Origin of the sequence: Microaerobacter geothermalis (genome assembly GCF_021608135.1) — a bacterium.
In the GTDB taxonomy this organism is placed as follows: Bacteria; Bacillota; Bacilli; order DSM-22679; family DSM-22679; genus Microaerobacter; species Microaerobacter geothermalis.
In genome coordinates, this window is sequence record NZ_JAKIHL010000020.1 from 18,470 (window position 1) to 39,446 (window position 20,977).

Annotated in this window: 20 protein-coding genes; 2 read left to right on the plus strand and 18 right to left on the minus strand. The window is 43.8% G+C overall.

Annotated elements, in window-relative coordinates; all coding sequences use genetic code 11:
- Window positions 1-13 precede the first annotated feature (13 nt).
- From L1765_RS08930 to L1765_RS08975, 11 genes are all read right to left on the minus strand, one after another.
- Window positions 14-1,156, minus strand: coding sequence for an acyl-CoA dehydrogenase (locus tag L1765_RS08930; RefSeq protein WP_236406430.1), 1,143 nt, complete (start codon window positions 1,154-1,156; stop codon window positions 14-16).
- Between the two features lie 122 nt (window positions 1,157-1,278).
- On the minus strand, window positions 1,279-2,421 hold the full coding sequence (locus L1765_RS08935) for an acyl-CoA dehydrogenase (protein WP_236406433.1): 1,143 nt from the start codon (window positions 2,419-2,421) through the stop codon (window positions 1,279-1,281).
- Window positions 2,422-2,568: 147 nt separating this feature from the next.
- Window positions 2,569-3,420, minus strand: coding sequence for a 3-hydroxybutyryl-CoA dehydrogenase (locus L1765_RS08940; protein ID WP_236406472.1), 852 nt, complete (start codon window positions 3,418-3,420; stop codon window positions 2,569-2,571).
- Window positions 3,421-3,546: 126 nt separating this feature from the next.
- Complete coding sequence (locus L1765_RS16210) at window positions 3,547-3,669, minus strand: transposase (RefSeq protein WP_407942238.1); 123 nt, start codon at window positions 3,667-3,669, stop codon at window positions 3,547-3,549.
- A gap of 144 nt (window positions 3,670-3,813) precedes the next feature.
- Entirely contained in the window at window positions 3,814-4,995 is a 1,182-nt protein-coding gene (locus tag L1765_RS08945; RefSeq protein ID WP_236406473.1) for an acetyl-CoA C-acetyltransferase, read from the minus strand.
- 314 nt (window positions 4,996-5,309) lie between these two features.
- Window positions 5,310-7,382, minus strand: coding sequence for a (Fe-S)-binding protein (locus tag L1765_RS08950; protein ID WP_236406434.1), 2,073 nt, complete (start codon window positions 7,380-7,382; stop codon window positions 5,310-5,312).
- A 429-nt stretch (window positions 7,383-7,811) separates the two neighbouring features.
- The gene (locus tag L1765_RS08955; RefSeq protein ID WP_236406435.1) at window positions 7,812-8,693 is read right to left on the minus strand and encodes a fumarylacetoacetate hydrolase family protein; all 882 of its coding nucleotides are present in this window, start codon (window positions 8,691-8,693) and stop codon (window positions 7,812-7,814) included.
- A 59-nt stretch (window positions 8,694-8,752) separates the two neighbouring features.
- Window positions 8,753-8,935, minus strand: coding sequence for a hypothetical protein (locus L1765_RS08960; protein ID WP_236406436.1), 183 nt, complete (start codon window positions 8,933-8,935; stop codon window positions 8,753-8,755).
- Window positions 8,932-9,174 (minus strand): hypothetical protein, encoded by a 243-nt coding sequence (locus L1765_RS08965; RefSeq protein ID WP_236406438.1) that lies wholly within the window; start codon window positions 9,172-9,174, stop codon window positions 8,932-8,934. The genes L1765_RS08960 and L1765_RS08965 overlap by 4 nt, the downstream gene beginning before the upstream one ends.
- Before the next feature lie 9 nt (window positions 9,175-9,183).
- Window positions 9,184-9,351 carry a hypothetical protein gene (locus tag L1765_RS08970; RefSeq protein WP_236406441.1) on the minus strand — a complete coding sequence of 56 codons (168 nt, stop codon included), beginning with the start codon at window positions 9,349-9,351 and terminating at the stop codon, window positions 9,184-9,186.
- Window positions 9,335-10,051 carry a FadR/GntR family transcriptional regulator gene (locus L1765_RS08975; protein WP_236406443.1) on the minus strand — a complete coding sequence of 239 codons (717 nt, stop codon included), beginning with the start codon at window positions 10,049-10,051 and terminating at the stop codon, window positions 9,335-9,337. Before L1765_RS08975 ends, L1765_RS08970 begins: the two co-directional genes overlap by 17 nt.
- Window positions 10,052-10,292: 241 nt before the next feature.
- Between L1765_RS08975 and L1765_RS08980 the strand changes: the two genes are divergently transcribed.
- Window positions 10,293-10,955 (plus strand): FadR/GntR family transcriptional regulator, encoded by a 663-nt coding sequence (locus L1765_RS08980; RefSeq protein ID WP_236406445.1) that lies wholly within the window; start codon window positions 10,293-10,295, stop codon window positions 10,953-10,955.
- Window positions 10,956-11,206: 251 nt separating this feature from the next.
- Window positions 11,207-12,619 (plus strand): hypothetical protein, encoded by a 1,413-nt coding sequence (locus L1765_RS08985; RefSeq protein ID WP_236406448.1) that lies wholly within the window; start codon window positions 11,207-11,209, stop codon window positions 12,617-12,619.
- Between the two features lie 14 nt (window positions 12,620-12,633).
- On the opposite strand, the gene kamE is transcribed toward L1765_RS08985, so the two are convergent.
- The 7 genes from kamE to L1765_RS09020 all read right to left on the minus strand — a co-directional run bounded on the left by kamE (window position 12,634) and on the right by L1765_RS09020 (window position 20,969).
- Window positions 12,634-13,407 (minus strand): lysine 5,6-aminomutase subunit beta, encoded by a 774-nt coding sequence (gene kamE / locus L1765_RS08990; protein WP_236406449.1) that lies wholly within the window; start codon window positions 13,405-13,407, stop codon window positions 12,634-12,636.
- Complete coding sequence (kamD, locus tag L1765_RS08995) at window positions 13,404-14,987, minus strand: lysine 5,6-aminomutase subunit alpha (protein ID WP_236406450.1); 1,584 nt, start codon at window positions 14,985-14,987, stop codon at window positions 13,404-13,406. Before kamD ends, kamE begins: the two co-directional genes overlap by 4 nt.
- A gap of 88 nt (window positions 14,988-15,075) precedes the next feature.
- A complete protein-coding gene (kamB, locus tag L1765_RS09000) occupies window positions 15,076-16,143 on the minus strand; it encodes a lysine 5,6-aminomutase reactivase subunit KamB (RefSeq protein WP_236406451.1) in 1,068 nt (355 codons plus the stop codon).
- A 19-nt stretch (window positions 16,144-16,162) separates the two neighbouring features.
- Complete coding sequence (gene kamA, locus L1765_RS09005; protein WP_236406452.1) at window positions 16,163-17,461, minus strand: lysine 2,3-aminomutase; 1,299 nt, start codon at window positions 17,459-17,461, stop codon at window positions 16,163-16,165.
- A gap of 348 nt (window positions 17,462-17,809) precedes the next feature.
- Window positions 17,810-18,841: an L-erythro-3,5-diaminohexanoate dehydrogenase gene (gene kdd, locus L1765_RS09010; RefSeq protein WP_236406453.1), complete on the minus strand. Its 1,032-nt coding sequence runs from the start codon at window positions 18,839-18,841 to the stop codon at window positions 17,810-17,812.
- A 362-nt stretch (window positions 18,842-19,203) separates the two neighbouring features.
- On the minus strand, window positions 19,204-20,628 hold the full coding sequence (locus tag L1765_RS09015) for a sigma-54 interaction domain-containing protein (protein WP_268928812.1): 1,425 nt from the start codon (window positions 20,626-20,628) through the stop codon (window positions 19,204-19,206).
- 173 nt (window positions 20,629-20,801) lie between these two features.
- Complete coding sequence (locus tag L1765_RS09020; RefSeq protein WP_236406454.1) at window positions 20,802-20,969, minus strand: XapX domain-containing protein; 168 nt, start codon at window positions 20,967-20,969, stop codon at window positions 20,802-20,804.
- Window positions 20,970-20,977 lie beyond the last annotated feature (8 nt).

Below are 20,977 nucleotides of genomic sequence, written 5' to 3' on the forward strand. Positions count from 1 at the left end.
TGGTTTCACCTACTTATTCTTTGATTAAATAGTTGGAGATAACTAGTCTTTGAATCTCGTTGGTTCCCTCATAGATTTGAGTAATTTTCGCATCCCTCATCATCCGTTCAACGGGATATTCTCTGGTATATCCATATCCTCCAAAAATCTGAACCGCCTCGGTGGTGACTTCCATGGCCATATCCCCAGCAAACAACTTTGCCATGGCTGAGGCTTTTCCATAAGGAAGGCCTTGATCTTCCAGCCAAGCTGCCTGATATACCAATAACCGTGCCGCTTCTATTTTGGTCGCCATATCCGCAAGCTTAAATTGAATCGCCTGCTGGCTGGCTATTGGTTTTCCAAATTGCTTTCTCTCTTTTGCATAGGCTAGTGCCTGTTCGAAGGCCCCTTGGGCAATTCCTAAAGCTTGGGCGGCGATTCCGTTTCTTCCGCCATCAAGGGTCATCATGGCAATTTTGAAACCTTCACCTTCTTCACCCAATCGGTTTTCCTTGGGGATCCGGCAGTTGTCAAAAATAATTTCCAGGGTTGGGGATGAACGGATACCCAATTTTTTCTCCTTCTTACCCATGGAGAATCCAGGGGTTCCTTTTTCAACGATAAAGGCACTGATTCCTTTATGCTTTTTCTCCGGATCAGTCACAGCAAATACTACATAAATCTCGGCTTCTCCTGCATTGGTAATAAAGATTTTGCTGCCGTTTAACACATATTCGTCTCCATTCAGTGTTGCGGTTGTCTTCATTCCGGCGGAATCAGAACCTGACCCGGGTTCCGTTAACCCATAAGCTCCGATTTTGGTTCCTTCAGCCAAAGGTTTTAGGAATTTTTGTTTTTGCTCTTCAGAGCCAAATTTATAAATGGGCCAGGATGCTAAAGATACGTGGGCTGACAATGTTACTCCAGTGGAGGCACATACCCGGGAAAGCTCCTCGACGGCAATGACATAGCTGAGGTAATCGGCTCCGACGCCACCGTATTCTTCCGGCCATGGAATTCCGCTAAGGCCCAGTTCTGCCATCTTCTCGAAGATGCTGCGGTCAAAGCGCTCTTCCTCATCCCTTTCTGCTGCAGTAGGTGCCACTTCATTTTCGGCAAAATCGCGGACCATTTTTTTCATCATTTCATGCTCTTCTGATAATTTAAAATTCATTATCCCACTCCTCCTGAAATTAATTTACCTTCATTCCAATATTATTGTATATCGGTCTATTGTAGTGAAAGATGAAGACTGAGCGTTCAATCGGCAATCAGCCATAAAAAATAGGTTCTTTCTTAATCATTTAGCAGTTCCTTGGCAATCACAATCCTTTGAATTTCGTTGGTTCCTTCATAGATTTGCGTGACTTTTGCATCCCGAAACAGACGTTCTACAGGATATTCCTTCGTATATCCATACCCTCCGAATACCTGAATAGCTTCCGTGGTGACCATCATCGCCGTATCGCTGGCAAATTTTTTGGCCATTGAGGCTTCTTTCCCACAAAGTTGACCATCATTTTTCAAATTGGCGGCTCGGTAAACCAAAAGCTTGGCTGCTTCTACTTGGGTAGCCATATTGGCAAGCTTAAAGGAAACCCCTTGTTGTGAAGCAATGGCTTTACCAAATTGTACTCGTTCTTTGGCATATTGAACAGAATATGTTAAGGCAGCTTCTGCAATCCCCAAAGCCTGGGCAGCAATACCGATTCTCCCCACATTTAAATTGGCCATGGCAATTTTATAGCCCTCCCCCTCTTCTCCCAACCGATTTTCCGCCGGAACTTCCGCATGGTCAAAAATCAGCTCCGTTGTCTTGGAACCATGAAGTCCCATTTTCTTCTCATTTTTCCCAATCGTAAATCCCGGCGTATCTTTTTCTACGATAAAGGCGGTAATTCCCTGATGCCCCTTGGAGGGGTCGGTGACAGCAAAGGTAACATAAGTATCTGCTTCCCCTCCGTTGGTAATAAAAATTTTGTTTCCGTTCAGAATATATTTATCCCCTTCCCTGACGGCTTGGGTTCTTATATTGCCGGCATCAGACCCGGCTCCTGGTTCCGTTAAAGCAAACGCCCCTAGATATTCACCCCTGGCTAATTTGGTTACGTATTTTTTCTTTTGTTTCTCTGTTCCAAAGTACAGTATGGGATTTGTTCCTACCGAGGTATGGACGGAAAGAATTACTCCAACGGTAGCACTAATTTTGGAAATTTCATGGATTGCTATAATATATGAGGTAAAATCTGCGTCCGCCCCTCCCCACTCCTCAGGGATGGGGATTCCCATTAATCCATATTCTCCCATCTTCTTTATCACTTCTCTTGGGAAACGGTCTTCCTTCTCCATTTGAGGGATGATGGGAGCAATCTCACTTTCAGCGAAGTCCCGAACCATCTTTCTCATCATCTCTTGTTCTTCTGTAAAGTGGAGATTCACGATGATATTCCTCCCAGTTCGTAAAATCTATCCTTTTCTATTTTCTTAGACTCCAATTTCTTAGACTCGAAGTTTCTCGTCCATTTTCCATCTTCGTTCTAATAAGCGGAACGAAAGATTTGCACGTACATTCAGTTGAGTTCGCCTCTACTGATAGACGTAAAATCCTCTGCCTGTTTTCCGTCCCAGCCATCCAGCCTTTACGTATTTTCTCAACAGGGGACATGGACGGTATTTGGAATCTCCCAATCCTTCATGGAGTATTTCCATGATATATAAGCAGGTATCCAATCCGATAAAATCTGCTAGGGTTAAAGGTCCCATTGGATGATTCATCCCCAGCTTCATTACTTCGTCTACGGCCTCAGGTGTGGCTACCCCTTCATAAACACAGTAAATAGCTTCATTAATCATCGGCAGAAGGATTCGGTTTGAGACAAAACCAGGAAAGTCATTTACTTCTACTGGAGTTTTGCCCATCTTTTTGGAAAGCTCCTCCACGATTTGATAGGTTTCATCGCTTGTTGCCAATCCGCGGATGACTTCAATTAACTTCATGACCGGAACAGGGTTCATAAAATGCATTCCGATCACCTGCTCTGGTCTCTTGGTCACAGCCGCAATTTCGGTAATCGGCAATGATGAGGTATTGCTTGCCAAAATCGCATGGGGAGGGGCAATTTCGTCCAACTTACGGAAAATATCTGATTTAACCTGCATATTTTCCACGGCGGCCTCCACCACAAAGTCCGCCTCGCTTGCATCTTCCAATGAAGTGGAAGGCTGAATTCTGCTTAGGATGGCCTTTTTCTCCTCCTCAGACATTCTCCCCTTCTCTACCTGACGGGAAAGATTTTTTTCAATCGTGGACAATCCTCTCTGAACCAATTCTTCTTTAAGGTCATTTAGGATCACCTCTAGACCGGTTTGGGCAGCAACTTGAGCAATCCCACTTCCCATCTGCCCGGCTCCAATAACCATAAACTTTTTAATCTCCATTTCCCCCACTCCTTCAACAATGCTATTTATTTTCATAATATACTCAATGGCTAATTGACGCTCACACGGAGCAAGCCCCGTGGATTCCCGCTTCATCGACCTCGCAACCTACTATCTCCACAGGCGTTATAATTTCTGTGGATATTGTTTGAACAATTCAATAACTGAAATGCTTTTTAGTGTTCGCACAATATCCGTTGGTGCGACAGTAGGTTTTGCAGATAAAAAGATATGAATGTGGTCGGGCATGACTTAAGTCGGACAAATCATCCTGACGGTAAGCCGACAGGTTTTCTTGGCTAAAAATTTATAACCACTATGAATCTCAATGGAACTGTAAAATTTACACGTCGCGAGTCGAGTTCGGCGAGAAATAATGAAAAGTCCACCCCGTCATTCAACATGAACCAGCACAGCATCTCCTTGGGCGGCTCCGCTACAGATGGCAGCTACTCCTAATCCTCCTCCCCGGCGCTTAAGTTCATAGATAAGTGTCATCAGTATCCTTGCTCCGCTGGCTCCGATCGGATGCCCAAGAGCAATGGCACCTCCGTTGACATTTACTTTTTCTACATCCCATCCCACCAGTTTCTGACTGGTTAAGACCACTGCGGCAAAGGCTTCATTTACTTCAAAAAGATCTATATCATAAGGTGTTAGTCCCGCTTTCTTCAATAGCTTTTGTATGGCTAAGCCCGGGGTGGTTGCAATATAGGGAGCTTCTGCCCCGACCGCTGCGTGTCCCAGAATGGTTGCCATCGGTTTTTTGCCCAATTCCTTGGCTTTCTCCTCAGACATCAACACCATGGCTCCAGCTCCATCATTCACTCCTGGTGCGTTCCCTGCGGTGATGGACCCATCCTTTGTAAACACTGGCGGAAGTTTTGCCAATTTCTCCAAGCTGGTATCTTCCCTTGGCCCTTCATCGGTATCCACAAGAATCGGATCTCCTTTTCTTTGAGGGATAGAAACGGGTACAATTTCATCTTTAAATTTACCGCCTTTAATTGCTGCTACAGCCCTTTGGTGGCTCCTCAAAGCCCATGCATCCTGATTTTCTCTGGGTATAGCATATTCTTTGGCCACATTGCTGCCATGAACCGCCATATGAACCCCTTCAAAGGGACAAGTGAGTCCATCATAAACCATTAAATCCTTTATGGTGTCATCTCCCATTCTCATTCCCCAGCGAGCTCTTGGAAGAGCATAAGGGGCGTTGCTCATGCTTTCCATTCCTCCAGCAACCAAGATTTCACCGTCTCCTGCTCGGATGATTTGATCCGCCAATGTAACACTTCTGAGTCCTGATGCACAAACTTTATTAATCGTTTCCGTTTGCACTTCCCAAGGTAATCCAGCCTTGCGGGCAGCTTGCCTGGATGGAATTTGTCCGGCTCCGGCTTGAACCACCATCCCCATAATAACCTCATCCACCTGTTCAGGTTGAATGCTTGCTCTCTCCACAGCTTCTTTAATGACTATTCCTCCCAAATCGACGGCCTGAAGGCTTTGCAAGGCACCGCCAAATTTACCAAAGGGTGTTCTGGCTGCGCTGACAATTACCGTTCTTTTCAAAATTGGTTTCCCTCCTTCTTTTACTTGTTGAGGTCCGTTTGCTTGATGGCAGGGATGTTGTATCCTTGCTCCTTGCCTTGTCTCCCTTCGCAAGGATGCTTCAACTGCCGCTCCTCCCTTTTGAGCGGATGCCCTCATAACATCTGGGCTTCTCATGGTTGGAGACAATTGAGGGCTATTTTTCCGCTCAAAATGGTTTCCGCTTGGTACGAAGGGCCGGTCTGCGTCTCAAGGATTCAACATCCCTAGCTGTACATTTATTTCTTTATTGCGGGGATGTTGTATCTTTGATTCCTTGCCTTGACTATTCGTCTTTATATTGCTTCGGCCAGGATTTCAGCAATATCTTTGGTTTTCACTTGGTCTTCCACTTCCTTCATCTTGGTTCCGTCACTCATCATGGTGAGACAATATGGACATGCACTTCCAATGGTGGTTGGGTTTACGGCTAAAGCCTGTTCTGTTCTGGCTACGTTTACCCTGGTTCCTTCTGTTTCTTCCATCCACATCATTCCGCCTCCAGCTCCACAGCACATGCTGTTTTCCTTATTCCGATCCATTTCTACAATTTCTACCCCAGGAATCGCCTGAAGGATTTTGCGCGGAATCTCATAGATGTTGTTATAACGTCCCAGGTAACAGGAGTCATGATAAGTAATCCGTTCCTTCACTTCTTTAACAGGCTTAATCTTTCCTTCTTCCAATAATTTGTTCAAAACTTCAGTGTGATGGTATACTTCTGCCTCCAGCCCGAATTCCGGATATTCATGTTTTAAGGTATTGTAAGCATGGGGATCGCAGGTCACAATTTTCTTTACATTGTACTTCTGGAAGGTTTCTATATTCTCCACAGCCATTTGCTGGAATAAGAATTCATTTCCTAATCTTCTGGCGGTATCCCCGGAATTTTTTTCTTCGTTTCCTAAAATGGCAAATTTGACACCGGCATGATGAAGGATTTTTGCAAAGGCTTGGGATACTTTTATGTTACGATTGTCGTATGAACCCATGGAACCCACCCAGAAGAGATATTCAAATTCTTCTGCTTCTTTGACGGTCGGAACCATTTCTTCCATCCCTTCACGCCATTTGATGCGGTCATTCCGGTTGATCCCCCAAGGATTCCCCTGACGTTCAATGTTATTTAACGTGCGTTGGGCCTCGGCAGGCATACGCCCTTCGGTAAGCACCAGATAACGGCGCATGTCGATGATTTTTTCCACATGTTCGTTCATCACCGGGCACTGATCTTCACAGTTGCGACAGGTGGTACAAGCCCATAATTCCTGTTCTGTAATAACATCTCCAATCAATTCAATGCTGTAATCAAATTCTTTCTGTGCTCCTTCCGAAGCTGCGGCTGCTTCACTGGCTGCAATCGCCAATGAATTGGCTCTGGTTCCGCTAAAAGCAAAGGCAGGCATCCAAGGTGTCCTTGAGGTAATAACGGCCCCCTTCTCGGTCAAATGATCTCTCATCTTAACAATCAAATCCATTGGAGATAGCATTTTACCTGTTCCGGATGCGGGACACATGCTTGTACAGCGGCCGCATTCCACACAGGCATATAAATCAATCAGGGATTTCTGGCTAAAGTTCTCAATTCGTCCAACGCCAAATTCCTCCTGGGTTTCATCTTCAAAATCGATGGTCTTTAGTTTGCCAGGCGGATCCAACCGCTTCAAAAATACGTTGACGGGAGCGGCAATCAGATGGGCATGTTTGGACTGCGGAACATATACAAGAAAAGTTAACAAGGTAAGGAGGTGAATCCACCAGAAGAGATAAAAAAGGCCGCCAGCAACTCCCGGAGAAACCCCGCTAAAGGCTGTTGTAATTAATGAAGAAAAAGGAGCATAGGCGGAAGTTTCCTCACCCAACCAGAGACGTTCAAAGCCGAAGCTGAACAGCTCTGAAAGCATCAAGATGCCGATAAACCAAATGACCAATGATGCCTTCCATCCCCTTTTTAATCGGGGAAGTTTTTCGATGTATCTTCGGTATGCAGCATATAGTACCGCGATAATGACCAAAACAATGACAATTTCCTGGCTGAGGGTAAATAAGGAATAGGCAGGTACAGGCAAAGTCCAACCCTTTACCAATCCTTTCACAATCAATTCAATGGCACCAAATTGAATGATAATAAATCCATAAAACATAATGACATGCATGATTCCGCTTTTTTTGTCTTTTAACAGCTTCTTCTGCCCGAAAACATTGACAAGGATGGCATTGATCCTTTCACCCATGTCTTTCTTAAAATCGCTCTTTTTCCCGAGCTTAATGAAGGTATAGCGACTATACACAACATGGGCAAAAAGATACAAAGCATATCCCGTAATACCTAAAAATGCAAGTAGATTGATCACCTGAAGGAAGTCCATGTTTCATCACCATCTCCTTTTCTCTTTTATCTCTAAGATTTTGTTAGATGCAGATCTAAAGATTCACACGTCTGCTGGAATCAGTTTGAGGGCTAATTCCCGTTCTTTTGCCTCTTCGCCAAGTTTGAACTCGAAGGCTGTCCTTTGTGAATTCTTTAGCTCCGTCCCTATCTTACTCTATAATCATAAAATAAATTGAAAAAATAAGCCAATTAGAAAGAGTCAAAACAATATATCTTTTCGTTCACTATTGTACCACAATTCTGAGCGGTTGTTCAGCATAAAATTATTTTTTTCGGCTGAAAAATTTGTTAGAGAGGTGAGAATGGATGGAGGACCTTAGTGACGGTTAGCTATCGGATAAAAAAATCCGCCTACCTGTTCAGAAAAAGGGGCGGATTGAATGACAAAACGCTGGGTTTCACTTTTTTATTTTAATACCTTAAGATCGGTTACCGGATTTACCAATTTTTCGAAACCATCAATGTGGCATTCTACGACATCGCCATCCCGAATCACCACTGCACCTGGAGTTCCTGTTGAGATGATATCCCCAGGCAAAAGGGTCATGACCTTTGAATGGAAGGATACCAAAAACCATGGACGGAATGTCATATTAGAGACCACATTTTTTCGGTGGATTTTTCCATTGATGACGGTCGCAACATGTAAATGATGAACCTCGTCCACCTCATCGGGAGTGACCAATTGGGGCCCAAAGCTGAAGAAGGTGTCAAAGCTCTTAGAACGGGTTAAATACCTGGGATTTTTCTGTAAAATATCTTCTGCCGTCATATCGATGATGGTGGTAAATCCGGCAATCACTTGAGGAGCATCCTCTTCGGAAACATCCTTGCATTCTTTGCCGATGATGATTCCTAGTTCAGCTTCTGCCGTCGTTCGTTCTGATTGATGAGGGATTTTGATGGTATCGTTTGGACCAATAATGGTCGTATCCGGCTTCATAAAGCTGGCTGGTTCCGTATTGGGGGCTTTTTCGCTTAAATCGGCGGCATGTTCCACATAGTTTAATCCAATTCCCCAAATCTTTCTGGGATGGCGGTAAAGGGGACCGTATTCCACGTTATTCAATGGAATGTCTACCTGGGAAAGTTCATTTATTTGGCTTTCTCCACCGTTTTTATACCAATTTTTTATTTCATCCAAATGGCCAGATTTAATGATTTCCAATAGGTCGGTAGACCAGTTTTTATTCATTTTTTGATTAATAGTTCCAATTAATATGGCTCCTCCCTTGCCAATCACTGCTGCTTTTTCTGATCCATTTACTTTTACGGTTGCCAAACGCATGGTTTACCCTCTCCTTTTTGTTTGATTGATTTTATTCTTGATAATATGAAAAATCAGGTTCATGACCTCCTAGGTTGATGAATGCCATTCACCACAAAATCGGGGGCATCTCCCTGCTCCACCCTTAAGATATTTTGAAACGCAAGATGAAGGACCCGGTTTAACGTATCCCTTGTGCCTGCCCCGATGTGGGGTGAGGCGATGACTTGCTCAAGCTTTAACAAGGGGTTATTCGGATTCACTGGCTCTGATTCCCAGACATAAATTTTGCCTTTGCTGCCTTTTTAAAAATATTTTCTCCAATTTTCTTCGTGGCAACCAGTAAGTAATCTGCTTCAGAAAGTTTCTCGTCCTTTTCCTCATCAGCCATTTCATCCCAAAACCACAAATCAAATCCTTCGGGCTTTTGTTCATGCAAAATTTTCTTAAATTCTTCAAATACCTTGTCAAAATATAATATCTTCTTTGTCACGACACTCACCTACATGTATCAACTTAACCGGCAAAGGTCTCGTCTTTTTTGTCTTCCGTTTTTCCTGTTCCTCTGTTCTGCATTTTTTTCATCGATGACAAACGCTGTTTTTTCATTTTCCTGAATGGTTAAATCCAATTGATCCACCTCATCACCCCTGAGTGAACAATTACATTTTGTCTCCATTGAGAATTCTCCAGATTTTCTTCTCGTTTCTCAACAAATGGTTCCTCATGGCTTCCATTGCTTTCATACCATCTCTTTGAACAATGGATTGGATAACTTCTTCATGTTCCCCATGACTCTCTAAAAAACGGCCTGGAACCTTTACCGATTGCATTTTACTGATCCTGATTCCCTCTTCAAATTTATTGGATACATTCTCAAAAACCTCTTTGTAAATGGAGTTGTGAGCAGCTAAGATGATTGAATAATGAAACATATAGTCCTCTTCGACACCCAGCAGACCATTCTGGTTTGCCTCTACCAACTTTTCATGGGCTTGCCTGATCAGATACAAATCTTCATCTGTGGCCCTTGAAGCCGCTAAGGCCGCAGCTTCTACCTCTATTCCCCTGCGAAATTCTAATATCTCTTGAAGGGCTACTTTTTCTATCAAATTCTTTGTCACCCGTTGGGCAATGGTTTCTCCTTCCATTTCCTTTAAAAATATGCCTAATCCGGGCCTCGTCTCAATAATTCCATTGGCATGAAGAACACTCATTGCCTCCCTGACTGCCGTTTTACTCACATTAAAAATGTCGGTCAATTCATTTTCTGAGGGTAATTTTTGTCCCGGCTTAATATTTTCTTCTTCAATGTATTTTTCAATCGCTAAAATAATCTCCTCAAACAGCCTCTTTTTTCTGATCGGTTTTAAAGCCAAGTCATCACCTTCTTTTGGGCCAGGATAAAAATGGATAGAAATTGTTCATTTATAATATAATTAATCTTTTCATTTATTCATATGGTCAGACCAATTATCAAGCCATTTTATCTGAAGTTTAATATTTTAAGAAAAGTGTGTCAATCATTAGTTTGTCTTGCCCTGGCTTCTCCTATTATATTTATTGAATGTACATGATATGATACATTAGAAAAAATATTCTATTTTCCGAGGTGTACCCATGAAGGAGAAATACATCACACCATCCGTTCCAAGAACCTTTGAACAGGTAGCTAAACAGATCGTCCAGTTTATCATGTTGGAAGGGATGACCCCGGGCACAAAACTGCCAACGGAAAGAAAATTAAGCGAATTGCTGGAAGTAAGCCGTTCCTCCATCCGTGAAGGATTACGGGTGCTAGAATTATTAAAGTACCTTGAATCAAGGCAAGGAGGAGGAACCTTTGTTTCAGAACCTCCCCCATTTTTAATCCCTGTTCAAGTATTAAACGAAGGGACCGATAAAAATAGATTAGATCAGTACTTTGATGTTGCCCTGATGTGTGCAAAAAAAATAGTATATTCATGTTTGGATGATATCCATTCAACTGAAACCTTTTCTTTTATACAAGACTTTTCGCCTTCACCTGAACAACGTGATAACCAAAGTTCCATTCATGATTGGTTTATTTTTCACTCCATGATCATTTATCTGGGTAAGCATCACAATCTGTCTTATTTCCTTTCCCTTTGGTCCAGTATTTTCGATTTGTTAACTCAAAACAAGTATTTTCAGGATTATTCTATCACGATAAGTGTAAAGGAGATCATTGATGCCATTGTGCATATGGACCGATATGCAGTTGATCACTTTTTTCACAAGGTATATCGCCACATTTCCTAAATCATCCCATATATAATTTCAAACATTTTATCTCGGTGTACTTCTAAGACCCCATCTGAAAACTATCGTCCACTTTATTTACTTTTTTCTCCTTTATCGTTAATCTATTATAAACGGCGATTTTTTACGCTAATTGGTCTGACCATCATATTAGGCGTTATACCCGTTTGTATCAGCAGCATGTTTTGCAGGCCAATTTGGGCTGTGATTTTGATTTCCTTCTTCCTAAAAAATAGACAAGGTGAAAATAAATGGGAATCCCAACACCACTTGCGAGTCCTCCTATTGAAAAGCAAAAATTAGCCGGTAAAAGCAACTTGGTTCTTGCCATGTGTGCTTTTTATATCATTCAGTTTTTCTTACCGTTCTATTTTTTAAAGGTGGTCTTATCCATTGTCTCCGTCATCGTGTTTACCATCAGCTTGCCATCGGCGAAACCGATCCCAAGATACCTAAGCCTGGTGATGTTTTCTTTCGGTATTCTCCTCTACATCATGAAGGGGAGTCCCTTTGAGGAGATCGCGAACGGAATCATCACCAATTTGCCACTGCTGACTCTTGTCATCCTGGTTCCTTTAATTTCCATCCCCCTAAAGATCGGGGGCTATTTTGATTCGATCCATTTTTACATGGACCGACTGAAAGAAGATCCCAGAAAATTGTTTGGCGGAATTTCATTCTTTCTCTTTTGCTTGGGACCCATACTAAACTTGGGATCCATTCGAGTCCTTCATGAGTTAATCAAGGACTTAAACTTGCATGCGAAATTGCTTGCCAAGTCCTATTTGGTGGGATTTTCCACGGTGATCCTTTGGTCCCCCTATTTTGCCTCGGTGGCTTTGGTCTTATACTATCTTGATGTCCCTGTCTCGACCTATATCTCCCTAGGATTGCCAATGGCATTTGCCCAATTGCTCATCGGCAATCTGTTGTTTGGACTATGGCTGAAAAAGAAGGGATATGTATCAAAGGATACAATCTTATTCCATTTCAAAGAGAAAGGAGAGCAGTCCTTTAAGGGAGGAACCCATCGCAATAAAATCATCATTTTGTTTGTGATTCTGGTATTTTTGATGGGATCCATTTTCGTCCTTGAGTTATTGACAAAATGGCCGATGATGTTTCTCGTGAGTCTGATCTCCCTTCTTTTCCCCTTGATCTGGTGTTCTTTCAAAAGGAAACTGAAGGAGTTGAGAGAACATTTTTACCAGTTTAAAGATCAAACGGCCCAAACCATGAATAATGAAGTGGTGCTTTTTATCAGTGCCGGATTATTTGGAAAGGCATTGGCCGGAACAGCCATCGCTGACTCCATTCAGCTCTTTTTAAACGGTGTTTCTGCCGCTTCATTTATGCTGTTTATAGTGGTTGTGATGTTCATTATCATTAGCCTTACCTTTATCGGTATTCACCCAATCGTAGTGGTGACCGCATTGATTACCCAAATGGATGCGGCTTCTCTGGGAACCCGCCCGGAGGTTCTTGCCCTTCTGATGATGGTATCCTGGTCGATTTCTGCTGTGTTAAGTCCGGCTAATCCACTAAACATTTTGGTGAGCGGTTCAGTTAATAAATCGCCTTTGTCGGTAGGACTAAAATGGAATGGGGTTTATTTGATCTCCATGTTTCTTACAGGTTCCTTGTATGTTTATCTTCTTCATTGAACAAACCGGGGAGTCTATTGGCTCGCCCGGTTTTTATTTTCGTACTTTCTCTGAATCATTTCCTCAACGATATAGGAGGCAACGACGGATGCCGTCGTTCCGGCCCCGAAGCCGGCATCATAACCCAATTCCAAGGCAATTTCATGATTAATTCTGGGGCCGCCGCAAATCACTAGCCAACGGTCCCTTAACCCTTCTGCTTCAAGGAGTTCAATTAATTGGGTCAGATTCTTGACATGGATATCCTTTTGGGTGACCACCTGGGAGACCAAAAGAACGTCGGCATTCACCTCCAATGCCTTTGCGATGAGGTCCTCATTGGCGACCTGACTTCCCATGTTGTAGGCTTCCATTTCCGGATACCTTTCCAATCCATAATCCCCATGATATCCCTTCATGTTCATAATGGCATCAATCCCTACCGTATGGGCATCTGTTCCGGTACATGCCCCTACCACCACAACTTTTCTTCCTATCTCTTGGCGAATTCGTTCATTGATTTGATAAAAATCCATCGCCTTTGTTTCTACTTTGGGGACCACGATTTGCGAATAATCAACGGAATGAATGCATTTCCCGTAAACAATCAAGAAAGTAAAGTCTTTTCCAACGGCGGCAGCATGATAGACTTGGGGTTCCTTTAGTCCCATCTTCCTTGCCAACTGCTTCGCTGCCTCCTTGGCTTCCTCTCCAAAGGGAACGGGCAGGGTGAAGCTTAATTGTACCACTCCATCTCCAAGGGTATCTCCATAGGGTTTAATTAGGTGGCTCCTTTGCTCATGACTCATTTAAAGCCTCCTCCCTTCCGAGAAGGTAATCCAAGCTTTTCTCGTAGCAGTTCTTCAAAGGGATTAAAATAATTCTGATCTTTGATAAACACCCCATCCAGCCCCCGTCCACCTTTCATCGTTCGTTTCACATCGGCAAACCATCCCTTTTCTATGGCTGAAAACAGTCCTGATTCGGCTGTTTTCTCCAGCATTTCCTTAGCCTTTTGTAAGGTTTCCCCGGCCCTTTTTACGATACGCCCTTCTGGTGCAAAATAAATTTCTTCCATGAGATGACGTCCATTATTAAATATATATTTGGCATTTTCAATGGCTAAGTGGCGGTCATGGATATGGGGTGTATGCATTGCTTCTGTCATCATGCCCAGCAATTGAATTCCCTGCCCCGTCATGATTCCCACCAGATTGAACAGGGCGTCCTGAATATGTCCCTTGAAAATGTTGCCTGTCATATGTTTGGTCGGGGGCATGTACTTTAGCGGAGCTCCCGGAAACACTTCACGGACCAATTGAGCCTGGGCAATTTCCAGCAGCAGCCCATCTTCCAGGTCCGGATTCATTTCAAAGGCATGACCTAATCCCAATTGTTCCGTAGGCAGTCCTGAAAAAAATGCCAGCTGTTCGTTGATAAACTGAGAAGCCAATACGGTGTGGGCGCTGGCTACGGCATCGGCAGTGGTCAGATAATTGTCTTCACCGGTATTGATGATGATTCCGGCATAGCTGTTGATCATTCTGGAAAAATATTGATCCACCAAGGTTCTCTGCATATTAATATCCCTGAACAGGATGCCATAAAGGGCATCATTCAGCATCACATCGAGCCGCTCTAACCCGCCCATGGCAGCAATTTCCGGCATACACAGCCCGGAGCAGTAGTTACAGAGACGGATGTATCTTCCCACTTCTTCCCCCACTTCATCCAGAGCCTTTCTCATGATGCGAAAATTTTCCTGGGTGGCAAATGTCCCGCCAAATCCTTCTCTGGTTGCCCCATAGGGTACGTAATCGAGCAGGCTTTGCCCGGTGCTTCGAATCACGGCAATAATATCGGCTCCATCATAAACCGCTGCCTTGGCCTGATTGACGTCCTCGTAAATGTCGCCCGTTGCTACAATCACATATAAATATGGCGTGGAAGGTTCCCCCAACTGTTGCAAGAGCGTATCCCTTTCCTGACGACGGGATGCAATTTTGTTTAACCCCTCTTCTGCCAGTTGAAATCCTAATTTCTCCATCTCTTCTTTGGGAATGGAGGGAGCTTCAGTAAGAGATATTTTGTTGGCTGCGGCCAGGGACACGGCCTCATGAAGGGGAATCTGGTAATGGACGATGCTCTGTAAAATCCAAGGCATTACTCCCTTTCCAAGTTTTCCTTCTTGCAGGATCTTATCCACGATGACGTTCACAAGGGGGGTATCTGTCTCATGGATACCATCTATCCCCAATAGCCGAAGGACCGTTCGTTCAATGGCTACGGTTGACCGCTTGGCAATAAAACGATCCACCTCTTCTGCGATTACTCGCGCTGCTGATCGGCAATCATCGATCCACTGGCGATTCAGATTTAGTTTATTCAATTTCACCTCACCCCATTTCATCTCATTCAGGTTTTATTTCTTGAATCTATAGAAGTGGAACAAAACGTTTTTTCATGTTGTTTCATCTTCATTTTTCAAATATCGTCTCCTTTTCCTTCACCACATCCACCATTGGAATCCCGGGCATTTGCCGGCTGATCTGATAAATAAACATTTCGGGGTCGTAATGTATGCCCCAAGGGGTTGTTGGATTGACTGCGGCAAATAACAAAGGAGTTTGTTTATATACCAGCAACCGGTTGCCATGATAAAACCATTTTTTTAAAACCGGCATGGTTAGGAAGCATTTTGTTGAATCCATAAGCATCATGCTGACTTTCTTGGATAGGCCCAACAGATACTCAGCCTGTCTGTCTGTAAAGGAGCCTGAAATCACTACCCGTGTATAGCCTTTTCCAATAAAGCTTCCCACCTGTTTAAGGCAGGTCATAAGGGTCCCTTCGAGATGAATCCAATCCTCTTTGGTACGGTACATGAAAATCTTTGACTCGATTATCGATTGATGATTTTCAGATTGAACCTTTGATATTGGCAGAGATATTTTGGAAAAAAATTCATCGTCATCAGCGGAAGGGAGTGTATATTTTTTATAAAACAGGTCTGCTTCTTCCATAATTTTCTCTATTTTTTCATGGACTGTAGCACCGATCACCGGAATGATACCATCGGTAACCATGGGATTGGCTGAAGTCTGCCTGTCATAGGCTCCGTCAATTAAACAGCGCTTGGTCCCATGACGAAACATTAAATCCATCGCATCGATGATTCCGCTGATGGTAGGGGTGCCTCCTACCTTTATGTCTCCCTGCTTTTTTATCCTCACCAGGAAGAGGGAACCCATGTTCGTGGTTCCCTTCATTTCCTTCAGGAGTTCTATTTCCGCCGTGCTCTCTTCCATGGCCCATTCTCCGGTTACTACCAGCATTCCCGGATACACGTGAATGGGAGGTTTGGGAAATTCCAGCCAGGCATCCTTTTTTTCGCCATCGACTCCTATGCTGGCTATTCCAATAGGAATTTGATCCTTGACACTTTCTGATATGAGCCGGTTTAATACCGTGGTTTTTCCGGCATTTTTGGCCAATCCAATGATACTGATCCGCCGATGTTCTTCCTTTATATATTTGTTCAGCATCTTTTTAGAACGCTCCCAATCAGTGGTTGATTGCGGATTCTACTTCCTTGGTTGGGGATGATTCGGCACTTCTCCTTCTTTCCCTTCGTGGCAGATGCCCCGGCTCCAGATTGATCCTATCGCCCTCCATGATGCTGGCAACCCCTACCGATTTCCCTTTATTATCCCGGCAAAACTCACATTGATCCTGATCATGGGGGGTGTAAGCAGAGGGTTGAGGATAGGAGGTAACTAGTCCTTCAAAATTGCGCAAGATGACTTTATCCGCACTTTGGGAGATCAAGTAGTTTGGCATTACCGGGATCTTCCCTCCGCCGCCCGGCGCATCGACAACAAATGTAGGAACCGCATAGCCGGAAGTATGCCCTCTAAGGGCCTCAATGATTTCAATCCCCTTGGATACCGGTGCCCTGAAATGGCCAATTCCTTCAGACAGGTCACACTGGTAGATATAGTAGGGTCTTACCCTGATCTTGACCAATTCATGGACCAATTTTTTCATCACATTGGGACAGTCATTGATCCCGGCCAAAATGACCGACTGATTTCCCAGAGGGACCCCTGCGTTGGCCAGCATTTCACAAGCCTGTTTCGCTTCCGGCGTTATTTCCTTTGGATGATTGAAGTGGGTATTTATCCACACGGGATGGTATTTCTTGATGATCTTGCACAAATCTTCAGTAATCCGTTGGGGAAAAACGACAGGCGCTCTAGTTCCGATGCGAATGATCTCTACATGGGGGATTTCCCTCAAGTTTTTTAACAGGTACTCTATGATCCGATCATTCACCAGCAGTCCATCTCCGCCGGATAAGAGAACATCCCTTACTTCCGGGGTACGGCGGATATAATCGAGACAGGCATCCATTTGTTTCTTGGGTACTCCCTGCCCCACCTGCCCGGAAAAACGACGGCGGGTACAGTAGCGGCAATACATGGAGCATTGATTGGTAATCAGAAAAAGCACTCGGTCCGGATAGCGATGGGTTAATCCAGGAACGGGGGAATCGGTATCTTCCAGCAGCGGGTCCCGCATATCATAGGGTGTTCTGGTGGTTTCATGGGACAAGGGAACCGATTGTCTACGAATGGGACAGCCGGGATCATCAGGGTCCATCAACATGGCAAAATAGGGCGTAATGTTTAAGGGAATCGTTTCATTTGATCTTCTAACCCCTTCCTCCTCTTCCGGTGTCAGGTGAATCACCTTTTTTAACTCATCCACCGTTTTGATCGTATGGGTTAACTGCCACAACCAGTCATTCCACTGACGCTCACTCACATGTTTCCAAATCTCTATTTCCCGCCAATCTCGCATCCTTCTTCCCTCCTAAAACATTTATTTAAGGAAACTATAGATCTGGAATTAAAGATTTACACGTCCGCTTGCCGAGTTCGTCAGGAAGTAATTCAGGTCCGCTTTAAAGAAAATTCGCCGATTGGCGAGCCTCTGGGCGAAGACAGAGACTTAGTTGCCCTTATGCGACATAAGAAAGTATAAATAATAGATGTATGCTTTCTTATTAGCCAAGGCTAAAGAACGGAGCCCTCAAAAACATCTAGGTATTTCAAAGGTGGAGTCAGTTTGAGGGCTAACGAACTCGAAGGCTGTCCGTATAAATTCTTTAATCCCTCTATATAAAAACCACTTTCCTACCAATGGAACTTAGCCGTAAACCTCCATGAACAACTGAAAAAGTGCCCTGGACTCCCTCATCATTTGAAAAACCAGCTCTGTGTGGCCCCGGGTGTAACCGTTTCCAATGATGAGGTCTACATCCTTCCCTACCCCTTCGGCCCCCAAGGCGGCTGCGGAAAAGCTTGTCGCCATATTAAAGAAGTAAACCTTTCCCCCTTGTTTGGCCGATAGAATGGCGGACATCTCTGTATGGGAAACATTGGCACAATTAAGAACCACATCTGCCAATCTTCCTTCGGTCGCCTGCTCTACCGCTTCAAGAACATCTACTGGACAAGTGGCATCCACTTTTATGATTTGATCAGCCAACTGCAGTTTCTTGAGCCTTTCAATCCCCTTTTCCCCTTTTTCCAACGCCATGATTTTCCCGTGATTTCCAACCTTTTGTCTGGCTGAATAAAGAGACAATAGACCCGATTTTCCTCCTGCACCCAAAATCACCACGGTATCCCCTGAAGAGACCAATTTGGCTGTTTGGGCAGGTGCACCGCAAACATCCAATACCGCTAGGGATAATGGCTGAGGGAGATCCTCTGGAAGTTTAGCATACAGTCCGCTGGCAAAGAGGATCGCTTCTCCGGTTACGTTAACCTGTCCGGTGTCCAAATCGATCCGGTGAATGTGCGATAACCGTAATGGAGTTAGTGTTAGGGATACTAAGGTGGCTATCATATCTCCTTCCCGCAAATCCTTACCCGGGAAATGGGGTCCGATTTCTTTTACTTTTCCGATGAGCACCCCCCCGGACCCGGTCACTGGATTATGATGCTTCCCCCGTTGAGCCACCAGGGAAAACATATACTTACAGATAGCTTCAGCATGATGACCTACTTCCTCTTTGATCTGATGAAAGGACGCAGAGTCGATATTCAGTTGGTGTACATCAATGAGAAGTTCATTATCATACAGGATCATGTCATTGTTTAATTTCCAAGCTCCCTGGGGCAAACTTCCCTTTGGATCAATGACCCGGTGTAGTCCTAATGGATGACCAATCACTTGACAACCCCCTTTGAAATGGTTGATATGGTTCCACTATTTCTATAATTGGAAAATTAATGATGCAAAAGCCATGCCAATGAGTATATTCATACAAATCACGATGTTATTCTTATCCAATCAAAAAAAAGCGCCGAATATTCGGCACTTTTTAAATACTTTAATTTATCAATCTATAGATAGCAGAACTAAACTGACTCCACCATTAAATTACCCGAATGTTTTCGAGGGCTGCATCTTTAGACATGAAGCGGACCTCAATCGCATCTTGGACGAACTCGATTGGCAGACGAATTTATAGTTCCACACTTAGTTCTACATTTATATCGATGCAGAATGAAAGATTCACAGCCTGCTTTGAATTATTTTTTCAGCTTATATTGAAGTGTCTGCCTGGGAATTTGGAGAATTTCAGCCGCCCTTTTTACATTGCCTTCTGTTGCTTTCATTGCCCTGTTTATCAGTTGCTGCTCCAGTTGATCCAGAGCCTCCCTAAGGGGAGGAATTTCGTTCATTTCCCACTCTCTGCTGGTTCTCCCATGTATCAAATGTGGTCTGTCGGAAGCGGAAGATACACCCCTTTCTATAAAATGATTAGGGATATGTTCTGTATCAATCCATTCCCCTTCTACTACATTCATCGCTCCCTCCAACAGATGTTCCAGCTCTCTCACATTTCCTGGCCAATCATAGGTCATCATCCAATCCATCACCTCTTTGCTCACCCCTTTTACAGAGGATGCAAATTGCTGGTTAAACTTGTCAATAAACGCTTCGGTCAACAGAGGAATATCTCCTCTTCTTTCCCTTAATGGGGGGATAGCAATGGATACCACATGTAGCCGATAATATAAGTCTGAACGGAGGGTTCCATCCTTTAAAGCCAATTGGGGAGAAGTATTCATGGCAGCAATTACTCTCACATCAACCGGAAAGTTATCTGAACCCCCTATCCTTCTAATAGTTCCATCCTGCAGAGCTCTTAGCAGTTTTGCCTGAAGATGTACGGGCATCGAATTGATTTCATCAAGAAAGAGGGTCCCTCCATCCGCCAGTTCAAATAGCCCCATCCGATTTTCTGCACCTGTATAACTCCCTTTTACCGTTCCAAATAGTATCGATTCCAGTAATGCAGCGGGGAGAGCGGCACAATTTTGAGCCACGAAGGGTTTATTCCGGCGGGGTGATGCATTATGGATAGACTGGACGACCAGTTCTTTTCCTGTTCCTGTTTCTCCATATACAAATACAGGCGAAGAAGTTCTTGCTACCTTTAGAATTTGATGTTTGATCATTTTCATCCTCTTATCAGCACTGAGGATGTCGGTTACTTCATACCTGGCTCCCTTCCCCCTTCCCTTCATTCGGTTCAGATTGGGTTTAATGAGTTGAACTTGAAGGTCCACCAGTTTTTCTGAGAGTTCCTTCACCTTTGTCAGATCCTTGGCGATTTCCAATGCTCCATACAGTTGTCCATCAATATAAATGGGAAGTGTTGTGTTGACGGTATCGATTTTCTTCCCTTTTACATTGGTATAAGTTTGGTGCTGGTTATAAATGGGGGTTCCTGTTTCAATTACTTTTAACAAGGTGCTGCTTTCGGACGTTAAGGATGGAAAAACTTGGAGAAGATACTTTCCTTCCACCTCCTCAATTTCTAGACCATCAAAACGGGCCGCAGCATGATTGTAAAAAATGGTGATCCCGTTTCGGTCCACCACATGTATCCCTTCATCAATACTGCTAAGAATCGCCTTTAACACAGCGGGCTCCAAATGAACTGCCATCTCATTCACCTGCCAATTTTTTGGCACATATGCTGAATTTTCAGCAAAATGTTCATCGCGTATCCTATTATATCAGAAAATTTATCCTATGGTTAGCCGCTACTAAAACTCTCAATTATCAATTCCTTTAGTTCCATCCATGATCATATCTAAAAATATAAAAGCAGACGGTTTTAAAAAAACCATCTGCTTATCCATTGAAACAACCGAACTCCGATATATATACCGAAGATACCCATTACTCCTGCCAACACCGGAGGAGCGGGAATGGGCAGCCTGAATAGGGCGAAAATAAATCCGACGACTATTCCTGTAACTGTGGAGAGTAGAATTTCCTTCATGTCAACAA